16 protein-coding genes are annotated in these 17,629 nt (G+C 66.3%); 7 read left to right on the forward strand and 9 right to left on the reverse strand.

What is annotated here, in order from left to right:
- Window positions 1-41: 41 nt before the first annotated feature.
- Window positions 42-1,325, forward strand: a complete 1,284-nt coding sequence (locus K7I12_RS02990; protein WP_031384915.1) for a TRAP transporter large permease — start codon at window positions 42-44, stop codon at window positions 1,323-1,325.
- Window positions 1,326-1,547: 222 nt separating this feature from the next.
- On the opposite strand, the gene dctP is transcribed toward K7I12_RS02990, so the two are convergent.
- Window positions 1,548-2,579: a TRAP transporter substrate-binding protein DctP gene (gene dctP / locus K7I12_RS02995; protein ID WP_031384914.1), complete on the reverse strand. Its 1,032-nt coding sequence runs from the start codon at window positions 2,577-2,579 to the stop codon at window positions 1,548-1,550.
- Window positions 2,580-2,782: 203 nt separating this feature from the next.
- Here dctP and K7I12_RS03000 point away from each other — a divergent pair, with 203 nt between their 5' ends.
- Window positions 2,783-3,571, forward strand: coding sequence for an FKBP-type peptidyl-prolyl cis-trans isomerase (locus tag K7I12_RS03000; RefSeq protein WP_231662966.1), 789 nt, complete (start codon window positions 2,783-2,785; stop codon window positions 3,569-3,571).
- A gap of 140 nt (window positions 3,572-3,711) precedes the next feature.
- The gene (locus tag K7I12_RS03005) at window positions 3,712-4,626 is read left to right on the forward strand and encodes an AEC family transporter (RefSeq protein ID WP_231662967.1); all 915 of its coding nucleotides are present in this window, start codon (window positions 3,712-3,714) and stop codon (window positions 4,624-4,626) included.
- A 290-nt stretch (window positions 4,627-4,916) separates the two neighbouring features.
- Here the strand turns inward: K7I12_RS03005 and trmB are convergent, their stop codons facing one another.
- Genes trmB through thiS form a run of 3 tightly spaced genes read right to left on the reverse strand, consistent with a single transcriptional unit; the run spans window position 4,917 to window position 6,714 of the window.
- The gene (trmB, locus tag K7I12_RS03010; RefSeq protein ID WP_231662968.1) at window positions 4,917-5,648 is read right to left on the reverse strand and encodes a tRNA (guanosine(46)-N7)-methyltransferase TrmB; all 732 of its coding nucleotides are present in this window, start codon (window positions 5,646-5,648) and stop codon (window positions 4,917-4,919) included.
- A gap of 9 nt (window positions 5,649-5,657) precedes the next feature.
- Entirely contained in the window at window positions 5,658-6,455 is a 798-nt protein-coding gene (locus K7I12_RS03015) for a thiazole synthase (RefSeq protein ID WP_031384910.1), read from the reverse strand.
- Between the two features lie 58 nt (window positions 6,456-6,513).
- Window positions 6,514-6,714, reverse strand: coding sequence for a sulfur carrier protein ThiS (gene thiS, locus K7I12_RS03020; protein ID WP_031384909.1), 201 nt, complete (start codon window positions 6,712-6,714; stop codon window positions 6,514-6,516).
- Between the two features lie 296 nt (window positions 6,715-7,010).
- Here thiS and K7I12_RS03025 point away from each other — a divergent pair, with 296 nt between their 5' ends.
- A complete protein-coding gene (locus K7I12_RS03025; RefSeq protein WP_031384908.1) occupies window positions 7,011-7,394 on the forward strand; it encodes a DUF423 domain-containing protein in 384 nt (127 codons plus the stop codon).
- Window position 7,395: 1 nt separating this feature from the next.
- On the opposite strand, the gene K7I12_RS03030 is transcribed toward K7I12_RS03025, so the two are convergent.
- Together K7I12_RS03030 and K7I12_RS03035 are read right to left on the reverse strand one after the other, a co-directional pair.
- Window positions 7,396-7,818: a PaaI family thioesterase gene (locus K7I12_RS03030; RefSeq protein ID WP_031384907.1), complete on the reverse strand. Its 423-nt coding sequence runs from the start codon at window positions 7,816-7,818 to the stop codon at window positions 7,396-7,398.
- A gap of 241 nt (window positions 7,819-8,059) precedes the next feature.
- Window positions 8,060-10,273: a malate synthase G gene (locus K7I12_RS03035; RefSeq protein WP_031384906.1), complete on the reverse strand. Its 2,214-nt coding sequence runs from the start codon at window positions 10,271-10,273 to the stop codon at window positions 8,060-8,062.
- A gap of 207 nt (window positions 10,274-10,480) precedes the next feature.
- On the opposite strand from K7I12_RS03035, the gene K7I12_RS03040 reads away from it, so the two are divergent.
- The 3 genes from K7I12_RS03040 to K7I12_RS03050 all read left to right on the forward strand — a co-directional run bounded on the left by K7I12_RS03040 (window position 10,481) and on the right by K7I12_RS03050 (window position 13,255).
- A complete protein-coding gene (locus K7I12_RS03040; RefSeq protein ID WP_231662969.1) occupies window positions 10,481-11,461 on the forward strand; it encodes an alpha/beta hydrolase in 981 nt (326 codons plus the stop codon).
- Between the two features lie 2 nt (window positions 11,462-11,463).
- The gene (locus tag K7I12_RS03045) at window positions 11,464-11,988 is read left to right on the forward strand and encodes a hypothetical protein (protein WP_231662971.1); all 525 of its coding nucleotides are present in this window, start codon (window positions 11,464-11,466) and stop codon (window positions 11,986-11,988) included.
- Window positions 11,989-12,148: 160 nt separating this feature from the next.
- Window positions 12,149-13,255, forward strand: coding sequence for an aminotransferase class I/II-fold pyridoxal phosphate-dependent enzyme (locus tag K7I12_RS03050; protein ID WP_231662972.1), 1,107 nt, complete (start codon window positions 12,149-12,151; stop codon window positions 13,253-13,255).
- 187 nt (window positions 13,256-13,442) lie between these two features.
- On the opposite strand, the gene K7I12_RS03055 is transcribed toward K7I12_RS03050, so the two are convergent.
- From K7I12_RS03055 to K7I12_RS03065, 3 genes are all read right to left on the reverse strand, one after another.
- Window positions 13,443-14,492 carry a sodium:calcium antiporter gene (locus K7I12_RS03055; protein ID WP_031384902.1) on the reverse strand — a complete coding sequence of 350 codons (1,050 nt, stop codon included), beginning with the start codon at window positions 14,490-14,492 and terminating at the stop codon, window positions 13,443-13,445.
- A complete protein-coding gene (locus K7I12_RS03060; protein ID WP_231662973.1) occupies window positions 14,423-15,946 on the reverse strand; it encodes an amidase in 1,524 nt (507 codons plus the stop codon). Before K7I12_RS03060 ends, K7I12_RS03055 begins: the two co-directional genes overlap by 70 nt.
- A 108-nt stretch (window positions 15,947-16,054) precedes the next feature.
- Entirely contained in the window at window positions 16,055-17,590 is a 1,536-nt protein-coding gene (locus K7I12_RS03065; RefSeq protein WP_031384900.1) for a YifB family Mg chelatase-like AAA ATPase, read from the reverse strand.
- Window positions 17,591-17,629 lie beyond the last annotated feature (39 nt).

Genomic DNA, 17,629 nt, shown 5'->3' on the forward strand with positions numbered 1-17,629 from the left:
CCTCGACTACACCAAGACCCTAAAAATGCGAGGACTTTTTCATGCTGACTTGGCTAGGTGTGACCATGCTCGTGTTACTGCTGCTGGGGTTCCCGATGATGGTCCCCCTGGCCGTAGGCACGCTATTCATGATGTTTACCGGGATGACCTTCTTCGGCCCCGAGCAAGCGGTCAGCTGGATGATCAACGGTGTGGGCAGTTGGGTGCTGGCGGCGGTGCCCATGTTCATCTTTGCCGCCGACATCCTCACCAAGGGCCATACGGCCAACCGGCTCCTGGATGTGGTCGACACCTTCACCCGGCACATTCGCGGCGGCCTGCCCATCACCACCGCTGCCGCCTGCGCCCTGTTCGGCGCCGTCTCCGGTTCCACGCAGGCTACGGTGGTGGCCATAGGTACCCCCATGCGCCCGCGATTGCTGGCCAAGGGCTACTCTGACCACTTCTCCCTGGCACTGATCATCAACTCTAGCGATATCGCCCTGCTGATTCCCCCCAGCATCGGCTTCATTATCTATGGCGTGGTGATGAAGATATCGATCGGCGATCTGTTCCTGGCCGGTATCCTGCCAGGGTTGCTGATCCTGGCGATGTTTGCGATCTATTGTTACATCGACTCACGCCTCAAAGGCATCACTCCGGAGCCCCAGGCAAGCTGGAACGAGCGCCTGCGCTCCATGCGTCGGGTGATTTTGCCGATGGGCTTTCCGGTGTTGGTGGTGGGAGGCATCTACGGCGGCTTCTTCAGTGCCGTCGAGGCCTCCGCGGTGGCCGTGGCCTATGCCTTTATTCTCGAAGTCATCATCTATCGCAAGGTCTCGATCCGCGATCTCGGCAGCCTCGCCCTGTCCACCGGCATGATTACCGCCGTGGTCTTCATCCTTGTCGCCGTTGGCGCCGCCTTCTCCCAGACACTGGGTACGGCCGGCGTGCCGGAGAAGATCCTGGGCCCGCTCATCGAAGGCATCGGCGACAATCAGTTCCTGGCCCTTTTGCTGATTGCCGTCGCTTTCTTTATCGGCTGCATGTTCGTCGACCCGATCGTGGTCATCCTGATTCTGGTGCCGATCTTCAAGCCGCTGGTACAATCCACCGGGCTCGATCCGTTGCAGGTCGGCGTGATCGTCACGCTGCAGGCAGCCATCGGCTCGGCGACACCGCCCTTCGGCGTCGACATCTTCACGGCCATCGCCGTGTTCCGCCGGCCCTACATGGACGTGATTCGTGGCACGCCGCCGTTCATCGCTATCCTGGCATTGGCAACCCTGGTGCTAATTCTGTTCCCGCAGATCTCCCTGCTACTGCCCTCGCTGGGCGGCGATTGATCCCGTCGGCCCGGCCCGGCGCCGGGCCGCTCTCCGCGCTGACCCACGCTCATGCCACCATACGGCCGCGCCGCCTGGTTATCTGGTGAAAAGTTAATGCCACGGCCAACCCTGTGCCTGGAGCGAAATCTTCGTACAGACAAACGAAACTGCCCGGAAGCTCTCGCTTCCGGGCAGGGGGTCGACTAGCCAGCTACCCTGGCCGACGCGCGGGTCTCGCTATCAGGAGTCCTGGTTGCCGGATTGGCTCTGCTTGATCTGCTCGAGCAGGATATCCAGCGACTGCTTGCCACGCTCACCGACCAAATCGACATAGACCTGGCGAACCGGCTTGGCGAGTTCGCGGAACTTGGCGCGTTCTTCATCAGTCAGCTTGATGATGTTGATATCGCTCTTTTCCTTGATGGTATCAAGACGCTCGGTATTGAACTGGGTCTGGATGTCGTGGCCTTTCTGGACCATTTCATCCAGCGTGGTGTCGAGGGTCTGACGCTGCTCGTCGGACAGCCCTTCATACCAATCGAGGTTACCGATCAGATTGGCGATGAACTGCGACTGGTCGGCGAAGATCATGTAGTCCTGAACTTCGTAGAAGCCCATGTTCTCGTGGGCGAAAACCGGCTGGATATTGCCTTCCGCCTGGCCCTGCTGCAGAGCGCTGTACAACTCACCGTAAGCGATGGTGATCGGCGATGCGCCGTAGGCCTGGTAAGTCTTGCGCAGCAGGCTGTTGTCCATGACGCGAATCTGCAACCCCTGCATGTCTTCCGGGGTGCGGATCTCCTTGTTGGCAGTCCAGACCTGGTAACCCTCGGGCAGGGCAGCCAGCGGAACCAGATCACGCTCACGGAATGACTGCTGCCACGGATCGCTTTTCAGGAACTCATCGGAGTTGAGTATCTGCGCCGTTTGAAGCTGGTCGTTCGGCATGACGAAGTTGAGGCTCATCAGCTGGCTTTCGGGCACCGTGCCACCGAGAAAGCCCGAGCCGAAACCGATCTGTATCGAACCGTTCTGGATGGCATCGTAAAGCGCCGTGTAGTTCGATCCCCAGGATCCATAGGGGAGAAGCTGCACGGTGATGTCACCTTCGCTCTTCTCCTCGATCATCTTCTTGAATTCTTCGGCGTAGCTGTACTGAACGCTGCCTTCGGTCTCCTCGAGGCCGAAGCGCCAAGTTTCGGCGAATGCCGAAGAAGCGGTACCCACCATACCCAAGGCGGTAACACCGATCATGAAATTGCGCATTTGCATCACGTTCCCCTTTCGTTGTCGATGTTAATCCAGAGAAGAGCAAAGCCATGGCAATGTCAAGTCGGGGTCCGTAAGCGGGGATGTGCATGGATGCGGAACCTGACACGCCCTGTTAGAGTCCCACTAGCGGTTGGGCGGCTGCGAGCCATCGCCCACCGAAAGACTGTACATCGCATGCCGAACCACGATAACGAGGAGATTTCATGAAAATTCAGGTGACCGCCGTTGCCTTGACGCTACTGGCCAGCGCGCCGTGGGCCCTCGCCGCTCCCCAGAGCGACCAGCAGAAGCTCAGCTACAGCATCGGCGTAACGCTCGGCCAGAGTCTCTCCCAGGATATCCAGGACCTGGATATCGCCAGCTTCACGCAGGCCGTCGAGGACGTCTATGCCGGCGACGATCTGCAGATGAGCAAGGAGGAGATGACTCAGGCGCTGACCCAGTTCCAGCAGCAGCAGAACGCCGAACGTCAGAAGCAGGCCAAGCAGGCCGCCGAGCAGAACAAGGCCGAGAGCGAAGAGTTCCTCGCCGAAAACGCCAAGAAGGACGGCGTCAAGGTCACCGACTCGGGTCTGCAGTACAAGGTGCTCGAATCAGGTGATGGCGCCTCGCCGGATGCCAACGATACCGTCAAGGTCGATTACGAAGGCAAGCTGATCGATGGCACTGTCTTCGACAGTTCCTACGAGCGTGGCGAGCCGGTCGAGTTCCGCGTCGATCAGGTCATCCCCGGTTGGCAGGAAGCGCTGAAGATGATGAGCGTTGGCGATACCTGGATGGTCTATCTGCCGTCCGACCTGGCCTACGGCCCGGCCGGAACCGGCGGCCCGATCGGCCCTAACCAGGCGCTGGCCTTCAAGGTCGAGCTGCTTGACGTGACCAAGGCCGAGGCGAAGGCTTCAGGCCAGTCAGGAAACAGCCAGAGCCAGAACGAAAGCAATCAGGGCCAGGGTGATAGCGCCAACGCCGGCAATAGTGACCAGAACGGCTAAGCACGCCCAAGCGAGTCAGCCGCGAAAGGTTCGCTCACCCCCGCATGCCAGCCGTGCGGGGGTTTTTTGTGGATCTCCGCGTGATGAGGGTCAAGGCATCAAGCCACGGCGCCCGGCCTCGCAGCCAGAAGGAGAGTTCGATGAGCAGCGTTCAAGGCGCCCTGGGTCCGCTGTTTCTATTGATCCTGCTGGGCGCCCTGCTCGGCTGGCGACGCCTGCCCGGCGGCGATTTCTGGGTGCAGATGGAGCGCCTGATCTATTTTCTGCTGTTTCCTGCCATGCTGGTTTCCACGCTGGCCACCGCCGATGTCTCCCAGGTTCCGGTGGGTCGCGTGGCCATCGTGCTGCTGGGTGCCATCGCCGGCTTCGCGGTCGCGCTGTGGTGGGCCCGTCCCGCGCTGGGACTCGACGCGGCGGCGTTCACGTCGGTGTTCCAGGGCGCATTGCGCTTCAATACCTACGTCGGCGTTGCCGGTGCGGCTGCCCTGCATGGCAACGCCGGGGCGACGGTCGCCGCGGTGGCGGTGGCGCTGATGGTACCGGTGATCAACGTGCTGTGCGTGGCGTGCTTCATCGCCGCCGGCACTCTGGGCCCGTCGAGCCTTGCCAAGAGCTTCGCGGCGCTGACCCGCAACCCGCTGATCCTGGCCTGCCTCATTGGCATTGCCCTCAATCTATCGGGCCTTGGGCTGCCAGGGTGGAGCGAGCAGGCCGTCGGCCTGCTGGGTCGCGCTGCACTGCCACTCGGCCTGGTGGCGGTGGGCGTGGCGCTTCGCCCACGCGCGCTGGCGCGCCTCGATCGCGGCGTGTGGAGCGCCAACCTGGTCAAGCTGTTGTTGATGCCGGCCCTGGTGCTGGCGCTGGCCTGGCTGACCGGGCTCGACCCGGTCAGCCGTGACGTCGCATTGCTCTTCGCCGCCCTGCCCACCGCCACCTCGGCCTATATCCTGGCGCGCCAACTGGGCGGTGATGCCGAATTGATGGCGGCGCTGATCACTGGCCAGACGCTACTCGCCATGCTCAGCCTGCCGGCCTGGCTGGCGCTGACCGGCTAGCGCGAATCCGGCGGCCGGCGATTGGCGCGAGGACTTGTTGAAAATATGTCTCTTTTAGATTGACAGAACAAATGAGAACTATTACCTTTTGATTGTGGCGTTTGCCAAAGCGCCACGGACCATCGCAGCGAATGTCAGGTTCCTGCCATGGTTATCTCCTCATCAAGCTAGTCACGGTCTTACAGCCGCCCTCCCGGGCGGTTTTTTTATCGAGCGCCGCCCCTGTCAGACGCATGAAAAGGCCGCTCGATGAGCGGCCTCGGGACGGCATGCAGCGGCGGCGGTTTTTCTCAATCGGTCCGCGCGAAAAGCAGGTCCCATACGCCATGACCGAGCTTCGCACCGCGGCTTTCGAACTTGGTCAGCGGGCGAAACGCGGGGCGCGCCACGTAATCGCCCTCGGCCGCGGTGTTGCGGTAGCCGCGGGCCGCGGCCATGACCTCGGCCATGTGTTCGGCATAGGCTTGCCAGTCGGTGGCCATGTGCAGTGTGCCGCCGGGCCTGAGCCGGGTGCGCACCAGTTCGACGAAGCTCGGCTGGACGATGCGCCGCTTGTGATGCTTCTTCTTCGGCCAGGGATCGGGGAAGAATAGCTGCAGACCGTCGAGGCTGGCCTCGGGAATGCACTGCGACAGCACCTCCAGGGCGTCCTCGCGGTACACCCGCAGGTTGCTCAATTGGCGCTTGTCGGCCTCGTCGAGCAGCTTGCCGACCCCCGGGGCGTGCACCTCGATGCCGATGAAGTCGGTTTCCGGGTGGGCCTGCACCTGTTCGATCAGCGAGGCGCCCATGCCGAAGCCGATCTCCACCACCCGCGGCGCGGCGCGCCCGAACAGGGCATCGAGATCCAGCGGGCCATCGACGACGCTCAGTCCCAGACGCGGCCAGACCTCCTCGAGGCCGCGGGTCTGGGCGACGGTCATGCGTCCGGCGCGCAGCACATAGCTCTTGATGCCGCGCCGCGGAGGCGAATCGCCGGCTGACGAGGTCTCGCTCTCGACGCTCAAAGGGTTGTCACTCATCTCATGCACTCAGGAGTTGATCCGCCCGCTGACCGGCGATGACGCCTCGGCGCGCGAGCGCCGCGGCATGCGCTCGGCAAGGAAGGCCTCGCGGCCGGCCTCGATGGCCTTCTTCATGGCCCCGGCCATGACGATCGGGTGGCGGGCGTGAGCGATCGCCGAGTTCATCAGCACCCCGGCGCAGCCCATCTCCATCGCCAGCGCCGCGTCGGAGGCGGTGCCGATGCCGGCGTCGACCAGCACCGGCACGCTGGCGTTGTCGACGATCAGCGCCAGATTCGCCGGGTTGAGCAGGCCATGGCCCGAGCCGATCAGTGAGCCCAGCGGCATTACCGCGCTACAGCCGAGCGCCTCGAGTTCGCGGGCGACGATCGGATCGTCGCTGGTGTAGACCATCACCTCGAAGCCGTCGCGGACCAGCTCGTCGGCGGCCTTGAGCGTCTCGACCACGTTGGGATACAGCGTCTGGTCGTCGCCCAGCACCTCGAGCTTGACCAGGTTGTGGCCGTCGAGCAGTTCCCGCGCCAGCTTGCAGGTCCGTACGGCGTCCTTGGCGGTATAGCAGCCGGCGGTATTGGGCAGCAGCGTGTAACGCTCGGGGGACACGGCGTCGAGCAGGTTGGGCTCGTCGGGACTCTGGCCGAGATTGGTGCGGCGCACGGCGAAGGTGACGATCTCGGCGCCGCTGGCGGCGACCGCCGCCGCGGTCTCGTCGAGATCGCGGTACTTGCCGGTGCCGACCAGCAGCCGCGAATGGAACGTACGTTCGGCGACCCGCCAAGGCCGGTCGAGTTGAAGGTCGGTCATAATGGCTCCGAGAGTAGTCGCGGTGGCCTGCGCACCTGCGGTCGTCCTGCCGCGGCGATCAACCACCGCCGATGGCGTGGACCACTTCGACCCGGTCGCCGTCGGCCAGCCGGGTCGCGGTGTGCTGGCTGCGCGGCACGATCGCTTCGTTGACCTCGATCGCGATGCGCCGCCCCGTCAGGCCCAGCGTCGCGACCAGGTCGTCGAGGGTCGGTTCGCCGTCGAGCGTATGGCGCTGGCCATTGAGCTGAATCTGCATGACGTCTGTGCATCCAATGATCAAAGCGTTAACGGCCCGTTCCGAAGACGGGCCATCATTTTAACGCCAAACGTTGCCGCAGACATCCCGCAATCAGATATCTCGCGGCGGCCAGACATCGCTATCGACCTGTTCGGGCTCGTTGCGCACCTTGGGATCGAATACCGGCTCGCCAGGCGGGTCGACGGGCGGCATCATAGCGAGCCACATCGACGACGAAAGCCTCGGTGCTTTGCGCGGCCGACCGGATGCGCTTTCACGGCCTATATGATTCACCAAGTCAGGAGTGCTTCGCCATGCCCCATCGGTTTACCTGGATTGGCGTCGCGCTGAGCGGTTTGCTCGGCGTGGCCGCCGGCGCGTTCGGTGCCCACGGCCTGCAGGGGGACGTCGCGCCGGGTCTGCTCGAGACCTTCGACACGGCCGTGCGCTACCAGGTCTGGCATACCCTGGCGATGCTCGGGGTATTGGTCTGGCGTCAGATCCAGCCGCTGCGCGGTCAGCGCCTGGTGCTGGCGCTGTGGGCTTCGGGAGCCGCGCTGTTCTCGGGCTCGCTGTACCTGCTGGTGCTGACCGGTGCTCGCTGGCTGGGGCCGGTCACGCCGCTGGGTGGGCTGCTGCTGATGGCTGGCTGGCTGGCGCTGGCGGTCTGCGCCGGGCGGGCTCGCCCGGCGAGATGATTCAGTCGTCCTCGTCCTGATCGGGCAGTACGTAGGTCGCCGTGACCAGCGCCACCGGCTGATCGTCGCCGGCCGAGAACAGCTCGACCTCGCCCACCGCCAGGCGCCGGCCGAGCTTGACCAGCCGGGCATTGGCGATCAGGTCGCGATCGCCGCGAGCACGGCGCAGAAAGTGGCAGTTCAGGTCGCTGGTCACCGCCATCGCCTCGGGACCGATCTGAGCGAGGATCGCCACGTATAGACAGACATCCGCCAACGCCATCATGCTCGGCCCGGAGACACAGGCGCCGGGACGCAGATGCTCGTCCTCGATCGCCAGGCTCATGGTGGCGCGCATCTCGTCGACCCCTTCGATGGTGCCCTGACGATGGGGGAATACCTCGTCGAGAAATTCCTCGATGGCGGCGGCGGTCATTACGGTCATGGCTTTCTCCTGGCGGGCTCGATGACGCTCGGCGGTTGCGCCCACGATAGCGCAAGCGCCGAGCGCCGCACAGACCGCGAGCCGCGAGCATCAGGATACCCCCTACCCATTGCTAGCAGCTCATAACCCATAGCCCCGTGGGAGGGAACTTGTTACCGATGGAGCCAATTCATCGCGAATAAATTCGCTCCCACCCGCTCAGGCCTGCATAGCCCGTAGCCCGTAGCCCGTAGCCCGCAGCTCAGGATTTCGCCTTGTGCACGGCGCGCCAGTGATGCAAGAGCGGCTCGGTATAACCGGCCGGCTGGCTGCGACCCTTGAAGATCAGGTCGGAGGCGGCCTGGAAGGCGCTGGAGTCGGCCAGATGGGCAGTCATCGGGGTGTATTCCGGGTCGCCGGCGTTCTGGTCGTCGACCACCTTGGCCATGCGTTCCAGCGTCTCGCGTACCTGAGCCTCGCTGACCACGCCATGGTAAAGCCAGTTGGCGATGTGCTGGCTGGAAATGCGCAGTGTGGCGCGGTCCTCCATCAGGCCGACGTCGTGGATGTCGGGTACCTTGGAGCAGCCCACGCCGTGCTCGACCCAGCGCACCACGTAGCCGAGAATGCCCTGGCAGTTGTTGTCGAGCTCCTGCTGGATCTCATCGCGGCCCCAGTCGGCGCGTTCGACCACCGGCACCGTCAACAGGTCGTCGAGCAGGTCGCCTTCGCCCTGGCGCTCGAGTTCCTGCTGGACGGCGTCGACGTCGATCTGGTGATAATGCAGCGCGTGCAGTACCGCGGCGGTCGGCGACGGTACCCAGGCGGTATTGGCGCCAGCCTTGGGATGGCCGATCTTCTGCTCGAGCATCGCCGCCATCTTGTCGGGCATCGCCCACATGCCCTTGCCGATCTGGGCGCGTCCGCGCAGGCCGCAGGTCAGCCCGACCTGGACGTTGTTCTTTTCGTAGGCGGCGATCCACGCCGCACCCTTCATGTCGCCCTTGCGCAGCATCGCCCCGGCTTCCATGGCGGTATGCATCTCGTCGCCGGTGCGATCGAGGAAGCCGGTATTGATGAATGCCACCCGCGAGCGCGCCGCATCGATGCAGGCCTTGAGATTGACGGTGGTGCGCCGTTCCTCGTCCATGATGCCGATCTTCAGCGTGTCGCGGGCCATGCCCAGCACATCCTCGATGCGCGAGAACAGCTCGTTGGCGAACGCCACTTCCTGGGGGCCGTGCATCTTGGGCTTGACGATGTAGACCGAGCCGGTACGGCTGTTTCTCATCGCGGCGCCGTCAGTGGCGCCCGAAGCCGCGCTCGCGTTTTTGTCGGCCTTGTTAAGATCGTGCAGCGCGATCAGGCTGGTCACCAAACCGTCGAGGATGCCCTCGGGGATCTCGTTGCCGTCGCCGTCGAGCACCGCCGGGGTGGTCATCAGATGGCCGACGTTGCGCACGAACAGCAGCGAGCGCCCGGGCAGGCTCAGCGCGCTGCCATCGGCCGCACGGTACTCGCGGTCGGGGCTCAAGCGGCGGGTGAAGGTCTTGCCGCCCTTGTCGATGGTCTCGGTAAGATCGCCGCGCATCAGCCCCAGCCAGTTGGCGTAGACGCCGACCTTGTCCTCGGCATCGACCGCCGCCACCGAGTCCTCGCAGTCCATGATGGTGGTCACCGCCGCCTCGAGCGCCACGTCCTTGACGTGCGCCGGGTCGGTCTTGCCGATGGCGTGCTCGGCGTCGAACTGAATTTCCAGGTGCAGGCCATGATTGGCGAGCAGCACCGCCGTCGGTGCGCTGGCCTCGCCCTGATAGCCGAGGAACTGGTCGGGGCGCTTGAGGCCCACGTCGCGCCCGTCTTTCAAGGTCACCGTGAGATGGCGGCCGCTGACGCTGTAGCGCTGGGCGTCGCGATGCGAGCCTTCGGCCAGCGGCGCCGCCTGGTCGAGCACGTTGCGTGCGTAGCCGATGACCTTCTCGCCGCGCTTGGGGTTATAGCCGCCGCTTTTCTCGGCGCCACCCTCCTCGCCGATCACGTCGCTGCCGTAGAGTGCATCGTAGAGGCTGCCCCAGCGCGCGTTGGCGGCATTGAGGGCGTAGCGGGCGTTGCTCATCGGCACCACCAGCTGCGGGCCGGCCTGTACGGCGACCGCGGCGTCGACATTGCGGGTGGTGGCCGCGACGCTGCTTGGCGGATCGACCAGGTAGCCGATCCGCTTGAGGAAGTCCCGGTAACTGCGTAGATCGCGGACCGGCCCGGGGTGTGCCTTGTGCCACGCATCCAGCTCGCCCTGCAGGCGCTCGCGTTCGGCGAGCAGTTCGCGGTTCCTGGGAGTCAGATCGTGTACCAGCGCATCGAGCCCGGACCAGAAGTCGTCGGGATCGACCCCGCTGTCGGGCAACGCGGCCTCGTTGAGGAAGCGATCGAGTTCGGCGGCCACCTGAAGGCGGTGACGTGTGACACGTTGAGTCATGGCAAGCTACCTCCTGCTGCACTGCATGACGCCGTCGCGATGCGATGGCCCTTCATGCGGTAATTGTGGAAATACATTCCACACATTAGCTCAGAAAATCCCGCAAGGGGCAAGCGAGCAGGGCCAATGAGCGTCATCGGTTAGCGACACAAGGCCTGCGCTGGTTCACAATCGACGCTAGCATGGAGGCGTACAACAAGGAGCCCAATGAGCCAATTCGAATCCCTACAGGCCCTCGGACCGCTGGCGCGGATAAGCGCTTTGCCGCCGCGCGCGTTGAGCGACTACCTGGCGCACTATCGTCTGGCGCCGCTGCTCGATCGCCGGGTCGGCCTCTACGCCGGGTTCGTCGACACCGAGCGTTACCGGCTGTGGGCGCAGGTATGGACACCCGAGCAACCGTGCGGCACGGCCTTCGTCGTGCACGGGTATTTCGATCATCTGGGGCTCTACCGCCACCTGCTCGAACGGCTGCTCGACCAGGGCTGGCGCGTGGTGCTGTGGGACCTGCCGGGGCATGGCCTGTCCAGCGGGGCGCGCGCGACCATCGACGACTTCGAGGACTACGGCGCCTGCCTGCAGGCGCTGCAGCGTCAACTCACCGGCGAAGACCTGGCGCCTCACCCCTGGGTGGGCATCGGCCAGAGTACCGGCGCAGCGATCCTCGCCACCGACGCGCTGGGTCGCGGCACGGCCTCGCCCTGGCAGGGGCTCGCCCTGCTCGCGCCGCTGGTGCGGCCATGGGGCTGGCCGCAGTCGAGCTGGCTGCATCGCCTGGCCAGCCCGTTCATCCGCTCGATCCCGCGGAGCTACCAGGCCAACTCCAACGACGCCGACTTCGCCGCCTTCCTGCGCGAAAGCGACCCCCTGCAGCCCGACCGCCTGACGTTGACCTGGGTCACCGCGATGCGCCGCTGGATGAGCCATATGCTGGCGCTGCCGGCCAGCGACCTGCCGGTGCTGATCCTGCAGGGCGAGCAGGACCTGACCGTCGACTGGGCATGGAATCTCGAAGTGCTGACCGGCAAGTTTCCCCAGGCGCGGGTGGTCCGCCATCCCGAGGCGCGTCACCATCTGGTCAACGAGTCGGCGTTCATCCGCGAGCCGCTGTTCGACGAGCTCGATGCATTTCTCGCCGGCTTTCACGGCGCCCCGGCCGCGGCCGATCAACCCACCACGACGCCCTGAACATGTCTCGATACCATGCTCGACATTCACCGACGCTGCGCGCGCCAGGATGGCTCATCGCGCTGTTGATCGCGCTGGCTCTAAGCGGCTGCGCGAGCGACCCGGGCCCGCCCAGGACCGCCCGCCAGGCGCTCTACGGGCTGGGCGAACGTGCCGCCGAGGCGACCCTTGCCGCGCCGGTGTGGCGGGTGCCGGAAGGCGAACGCGTACTGTTGCTCGCCCCGACCGAGGTCGATACCGCGCTGTCGATCGAACCCGAGCAATTCGGCGAAACCCTGACCCGCGCCCTGCTGGCCGTCGATGCGGGCCCCCAGGTGCTCGACTGGATGCCGGACAGGACCACTCGCGATGTACCGGACAATCAATGGTTGCTGGAAAGCCGCCTGATCGCCGAAGGCCCGGCGCTGACGCTCTCCGACCGCCGGCTGCTGCCCTACCGGCTGGAACTCGCGCTGCGCCGGCCCGGCAACGACGAGCCCCGCTGGCAGCAGACGCTCACCGGCGCGCTCGATGCCTCGGCACTATAGGAGAGCGCCCGCAACCGCGTTAAACGCGCCCCAAACTTGTACTCGAAGCGCATCCGAAACGCGCCCTCGGCGCTTTTGTCAGGCCGGTAGCCGAGTCACAATGGCTTCAGCGGGATCGCTCGCCCGCGCCGCGTCACGTTCGCCAAAACAAGGAGCCGTCATGTCGCGTTACGCTCGCCACCTGCAGGACCGCCAGGGACCGACCAACCCCTTCCCGGGCCTCAAGGCCCTCGAGCGACGCCTGGGGCGCCGCATCCCGCATCGTCTGGGCTCCAACGAGGGGCTCGACATGCCGCACCGGGCATTGACGGCGCGCTTCGGCGACGAATTCGCCGAACTCGCCCGCGCCTACGGCGACGCCGAAGCGCTCGGCGTCCGTCAGCGCCTGGGCGATGCGCTGGGCAGCCCGCTCGAGTCGCTGTTGGTCGACGCCGGCGCCGACAGCCTGATCGCGCTGACGCTGCGCGCCTGCTGCGAGCCCGGCAGCCCGGTGATCGCCAGCGCCGGCACCTATCCGACCTTCGGCTACTTCGCCGCAGGCCAGGGTTGTCGGTTGAGCGAAGTCGCCTACCAGGACGCTCCCGGGCTGCTCGCCCCCGATCTCGAGGCGCTTGCCGAGCGGGCGCATCGCGAAGACGCGCATCTCGTGTATCTGGCCAACCCCGACAATCCCGGCGGCCACCTGCACGACGACGCTGCGGTGCTCGCCCTGCGCGACGCTCTGCCCGATAGCTGCACGCTGCTGCTCGACGAGGCCTATCACGACTTCCGCCGGGATGCCGCGGCGCCCTCGGCGGGTGCGGTGTGGCCCGGGGCGATCCGCCTGCGCACGTTCTCCAAGGCCCACGGACTGGCGGGACTGCGCATCGGCTACGCGATCGCCGAGCCCGAGGCCCTGGCCATGCTGGCCAAGGTGCGCATCCACTATGCCGTCTCGTCGCTGGCGCTGAGCGCCGCCGAGACCGTGCTCGACAACCCCGACGAGACCCGCGCCCACGTCGACGCGGTCATCGCCTGTCGCGAGCGCCTCACCGAGCGCTTGCGCGGTCTGGGCGGCGACGTGCCGCCCAGCGACACCAACTTCATCGCCGTGCGTCTCGCCGACGCCGAGCGGGCTGCCAGCATCCATCGCCAGTTGCTCGATGCCGGCACCCTCGTCCATCGCCCCGCTCACCCGGCGCTCGGCCATGTGCTGCGCATCAGTACCCTCGCCGCCGCCCTCGAACCGGGGCGCCTGGGCGCGCTGGAGGGCGCGCTGACGGCGTGACGCCACCCGGCTCAGAGGATGTCTACGAAACAGGCGAACAATGGCAAGACAAGGCGAAATTGAACGAAAAAGCGCACTGGGCTCGCACGCGAGTTTACAGATAGTAAATGAGTATTTTGATCGGACTCGCGCTCGAGGATAATTTCAACGCCGTATTGCCGAGTGCAGCCCTTTTGTAAGCATCCTCTCAACCGCCGTTGGCGCCGCCGAACACCACCATGGCCACACCGGCCAGATAAAGGCCGATAATGGTCACGCTCTCGAAGCCGATGCGTCCCGGGCCATGCTTCTCGCGGCGCACCAGGCCCATGATCAACACCCCGGTCATGACCATCGACAGCGCCACCCACAGCAGCGTCTGGTTGGAGATGGCGTGATAGATCGAGCCCTCGCGATAGGCGATGTCCGACATCGCGGTAAACAGCGTGTCGTAGGCATTGCCGCCGATGATGCCTCCCACGGCCAGCGTCAGGGCCCCGCGCCGCACCGCTGTCACCGAGGTCACCAGCTCCGGCAGCGAGGTGGTGATCGACGTCAGCAGTACCCCGACGGCGACCTGGCCGAGCCCGGTCTCCTCGGCGATCACCGTCGCCGAGCGTTGCAGCAGCCACCCGGCGACCCCCAGGATCAACGCCATGATCAGAAACGACGTCCACAGGGAGGCCAGCGAGCGCTGCTGGAGCGCCTCGTCGGGCACATCCTCGCGCGTCTCGCGGGTGCGGGCGGGCATCCACATCGGCGCGGTACGCGCCTCGTTGACGATGCGCAGCCCGTAGGCATAGCCCACCACCATCAGCGGCGTGATCGGATGGATGCCCCACAGCGTCCACTCCGGCGAGAAGCTGCCCACCAGGATCAGCGACAGCATGCAGACCAGCAAGGCGCCCTGCATCAGGTTGCCGATGGAGGCGGCCGCATGCTCGAGATTGACGCGCCGCAGGAACATGTCGGCGACGGTGAGAAACAGCGTCTGTACGGCGATGCCGCCCACGGCGTTGCTCACCGCGAGTTCGGCCTGGCCGGCCCAGCCCGCTGTCACCGAGAGGACGCTGCCCGACAACGAGGTCGTCGCGCCCAGCAGCAGGGCGCCGGCGATGGCCTCGCCCAGGCCGGTGCGATCGGCGAGGTCGTCGACCACATGGGTCAGGCGCGTACCGATCACGCCGATCACCAGCGCACAGAGGCAGAACAGGCCGATGCTCCAGGCCAGCGGCAGATTCGTGAGGGACAGCGGCATGGCGTGGCTTCTCCGTCAGCCGCGAGGCGTGGCGACGCCCGGCGTGGCGACGCCCGGCACGTCGGGGAAATGCGTCGGCACCGCATCCATATACGCGCGGCACGCAGCACGGTGCGATCGCGAAAGCGTGCCCCCACCAGTTGGCAGCCGATCGGCAACCCCTCCCGGCTGAATCCGCAGGGGATCGATGCCGCCGGCTGGCGCGTCAGGTTGAACGGATAGCTGAATGGCGTCCAATCCATCCAGTCCTGCATGCTGCTGCCATCCGGGACTTCGAGGCCGGCGGTGAATGGCAGAACGGCGACGCTGGGCATCAGGAACAGGTCGAATTCGTCACGAAAGCGGGCTTCGAAGCGCGAGGTCAGGACCCACCGGGCCTCTTCCGCCGCGTGCACGTCATTGGCATCGAAGCCCTCGCCGCGCCAGGCGTTCTTCAGCAGCCCCTCGCTGATCAAGTGACGCTGGGCCTCGGTCAGCTGATAGCACAGCCGCCAGGTGGTGGAAAACCACAGTACCTTGAATGCCTCGCCCGCCTCATGCAGATCAAGATCGCTGGGCACGACCTCGGCGCCCAGCTCGCTGAGCGTATGCGCCGCTCGCTCGATCGCCGCGGTGATCTGCGGATCGACCCCGACCCGGCGCGCCTTGGTGATCAGACCGATGCGCAGCCCCGAAAGCGTCTGTCGGGTGGTCTCCCTCCAGTCCGCCGGCGCCGCGGCGACGGCATAACTGTCGCGAGAGTCGTAGCGGCCGATGACGTTGAGCATGCGGATCGCGTCGTCGACCGTGCGCGTGATCGGCCCGATATGCGACATCGACGGCAATGAACAGGGCGGCCACTGCGGCACCAGCCCGAAGGTCGACTTGAAGCCGAACGTGCCGGTGAAGGCGGCGGGGATGCGGATCGAGCCGCCGGAATCGCCGCCCTGATGCAGCACGCCCAGGTTCAGCGCGCAGGCCGCGGCGGCGCCCCCCGACGAGCCGCCGGGGGTAAGCTGCGTATTCCAGGGGTTGCAGGTGATGCCGGTCAGCGGGCTGTCGGTAACGCCTTTCCAGCCGAATTCGGGAGTGGTGGTCTTGCCCAGGATGACGGCGCCGCCTTCGCGCATCCGCCGTGCCGGCGGCGAATCCTCCGCGCACGGCGCGGGATCGGAGATCAGCGTGCCTTCACGGGCGGGCATGCCGCGCACCCGGGTCAGGTCCTTCATCGTCACCGGCAGCCCGTCCACCGGGCTCAGCGGCTCGCCGCGCCGCCAGCGGGCTTCGGCGTCGCGGGCGGCGGCCATCGCGCCCTGGTGATCGACATGACAGAAGGCGTTGATCGCGGGGTTGTGGCGATCGATACGCGCCAGCGCGTTCTCGACCGCCTCCACCGGCGAGAGCCGGCCCCGCTCGTAGGCGTCAATCAGAGCGGCGGCATCCATCGCTGCAAGATCGCTATCCGTGCTGTTCATCGAACCTCCTTGGCGTTGGCGTGGCTGACGCTTAATGGCGCAGAAGCCGTCAGCGATCCACAAGGGCCAACCCTGGCCCCTGGCTATCAGCTTAGCGTGACACCGATGTCATGGACTACTCGCCGTGGCAGGCCGATCGCGACCGCTGCGCAGGCGATCGAGCTGACGGTAGCCGATCGCTTCGAGCAGCTGGCTGCGCCCCGGGTGCGGCTCGCCGGCCAGGTCGGCCAGCGTCAGCGCCACCCGCAGCACGCGATGATAGGCGCGCGCCGAGAGCTTGAGCCGAGTCAGCACGTCGGCCAGCCAGGCGCGCTCGGTGTCGCTCAGCGCACAGGCTGCCTCGAGCTCGGGGCCCGGCAGGCGTGCGTTGAGAAAGCCCCGGGCGCGTTGCCGCTCGCGGGCCGCCAGCACTCGCTCGCGAACCTGCACGGAGCTTTCGCCACGGGTATCGGCGGTGAGCTGGTCGGGCGGGATTGCCGGCACTTCGACCTGCAGATCGATGCGATCGAGCAGCGGACCGGAAAGCCGCCCCTGGTAGCGCTGCACCTGGGCCGGGGTGCACACGCAAGTCTGGCGCGGGTCGCCCAGGTGCCCGCAGGGACACGGGTTCATCGCCGCCACCAGCTGGAAACTGGCCGGAAAGCTGCGTTGCTGGCTGGCCCTCGCGATATGGATCTGCCCCGATTCCAGCGGCTCGCGCATCACCTCGAGCACGCTGCGGTCGAATTGCGGCAGCTCGTCGAGAAACAGCACTCCTTGATGCGCCAGCGAGATCTCGCCGGGGCGCGGCCGCGAACCGCCGCCGACCAGCGCCACGCCGCTGGCGGTGTGGTGCGGCGAGCGAAACGGCCGCTCACCCCAGCGTTCGAGCAGGTCGAGCCCGCACACCGAGCGGATCGCCGCGACCTCGAGCGCCTCGTCGGGCGACAGCGGCGGCAGAATGCCCGGCAGGCGGCTGGCGAGCATGGTCTTGCCGGTGCCCGGCGGGCCCGAGAACAGCAGGTTGTGGCCGCCCGCCGCCGCGACCTCCAGCGCCCGGCGCGCCTGGTACTGACCGCGCACGTCGGCCAGATCGGCCAGCGGCTGCTCGGGCAGCGTCGGCGTCGTCACCCAATGCGGTTCGAGCCGGGCCTGGCCCAGCAGATGGGCGACCACCTGGGAAAGGTGCTCGGCGGGCAGCACCTGCAGGTCGCCGGCCAGCGCGGCCTCGTCGGCGTTACCTGCGGCGACCAGCAATCCGCGCCCCCGTGCCTTGACCGCCAGCGCCGCCGGCAGCACCCCGGTAACCGGACGCAGCCGGCCGTCGAGGGCCAGCTCGCCAAGACACTCCACTCCCTCGAGGGCGGTGGCCGGCACCTGCTCGGAGGCCACCAGGATGCCCAGCGCAATGGGCAGGTCGAAGCGTCCGCCTTCCTTGGGCAGGTCGGCCGGTGCCAGGTTGATGGTGATGCGTCGTGTGGTGGGAAACTCGAAGCCGGCGTTGAGCAGTGCGCTGCGCACCCGCTCACGGCTCTCGCGAACCGCGGTTTCCGGCAGGCCGACCAGGGTCATGCCTGGCAGGCCGTTGGACAGATGGACTTCGACCAGGACCTCGGGCGCGTCCAGCCCCAGCCCCGCACGCGTGGTGATGATGGCTAATGCCATGGCCGCTCCTTGCCCGGCGGATGCTCAAGCGACGTCGCA

Origin of the sequence: Halomonas sp. IOP_31 (assembly GCF_021151495.1) — a bacterium.
In the GTDB taxonomy this organism is placed as follows: Bacteria; Pseudomonadota; Gammaproteobacteria; order Pseudomonadales; family Halomonadaceae; genus Modicisalibacter; species Modicisalibacter zincidurans.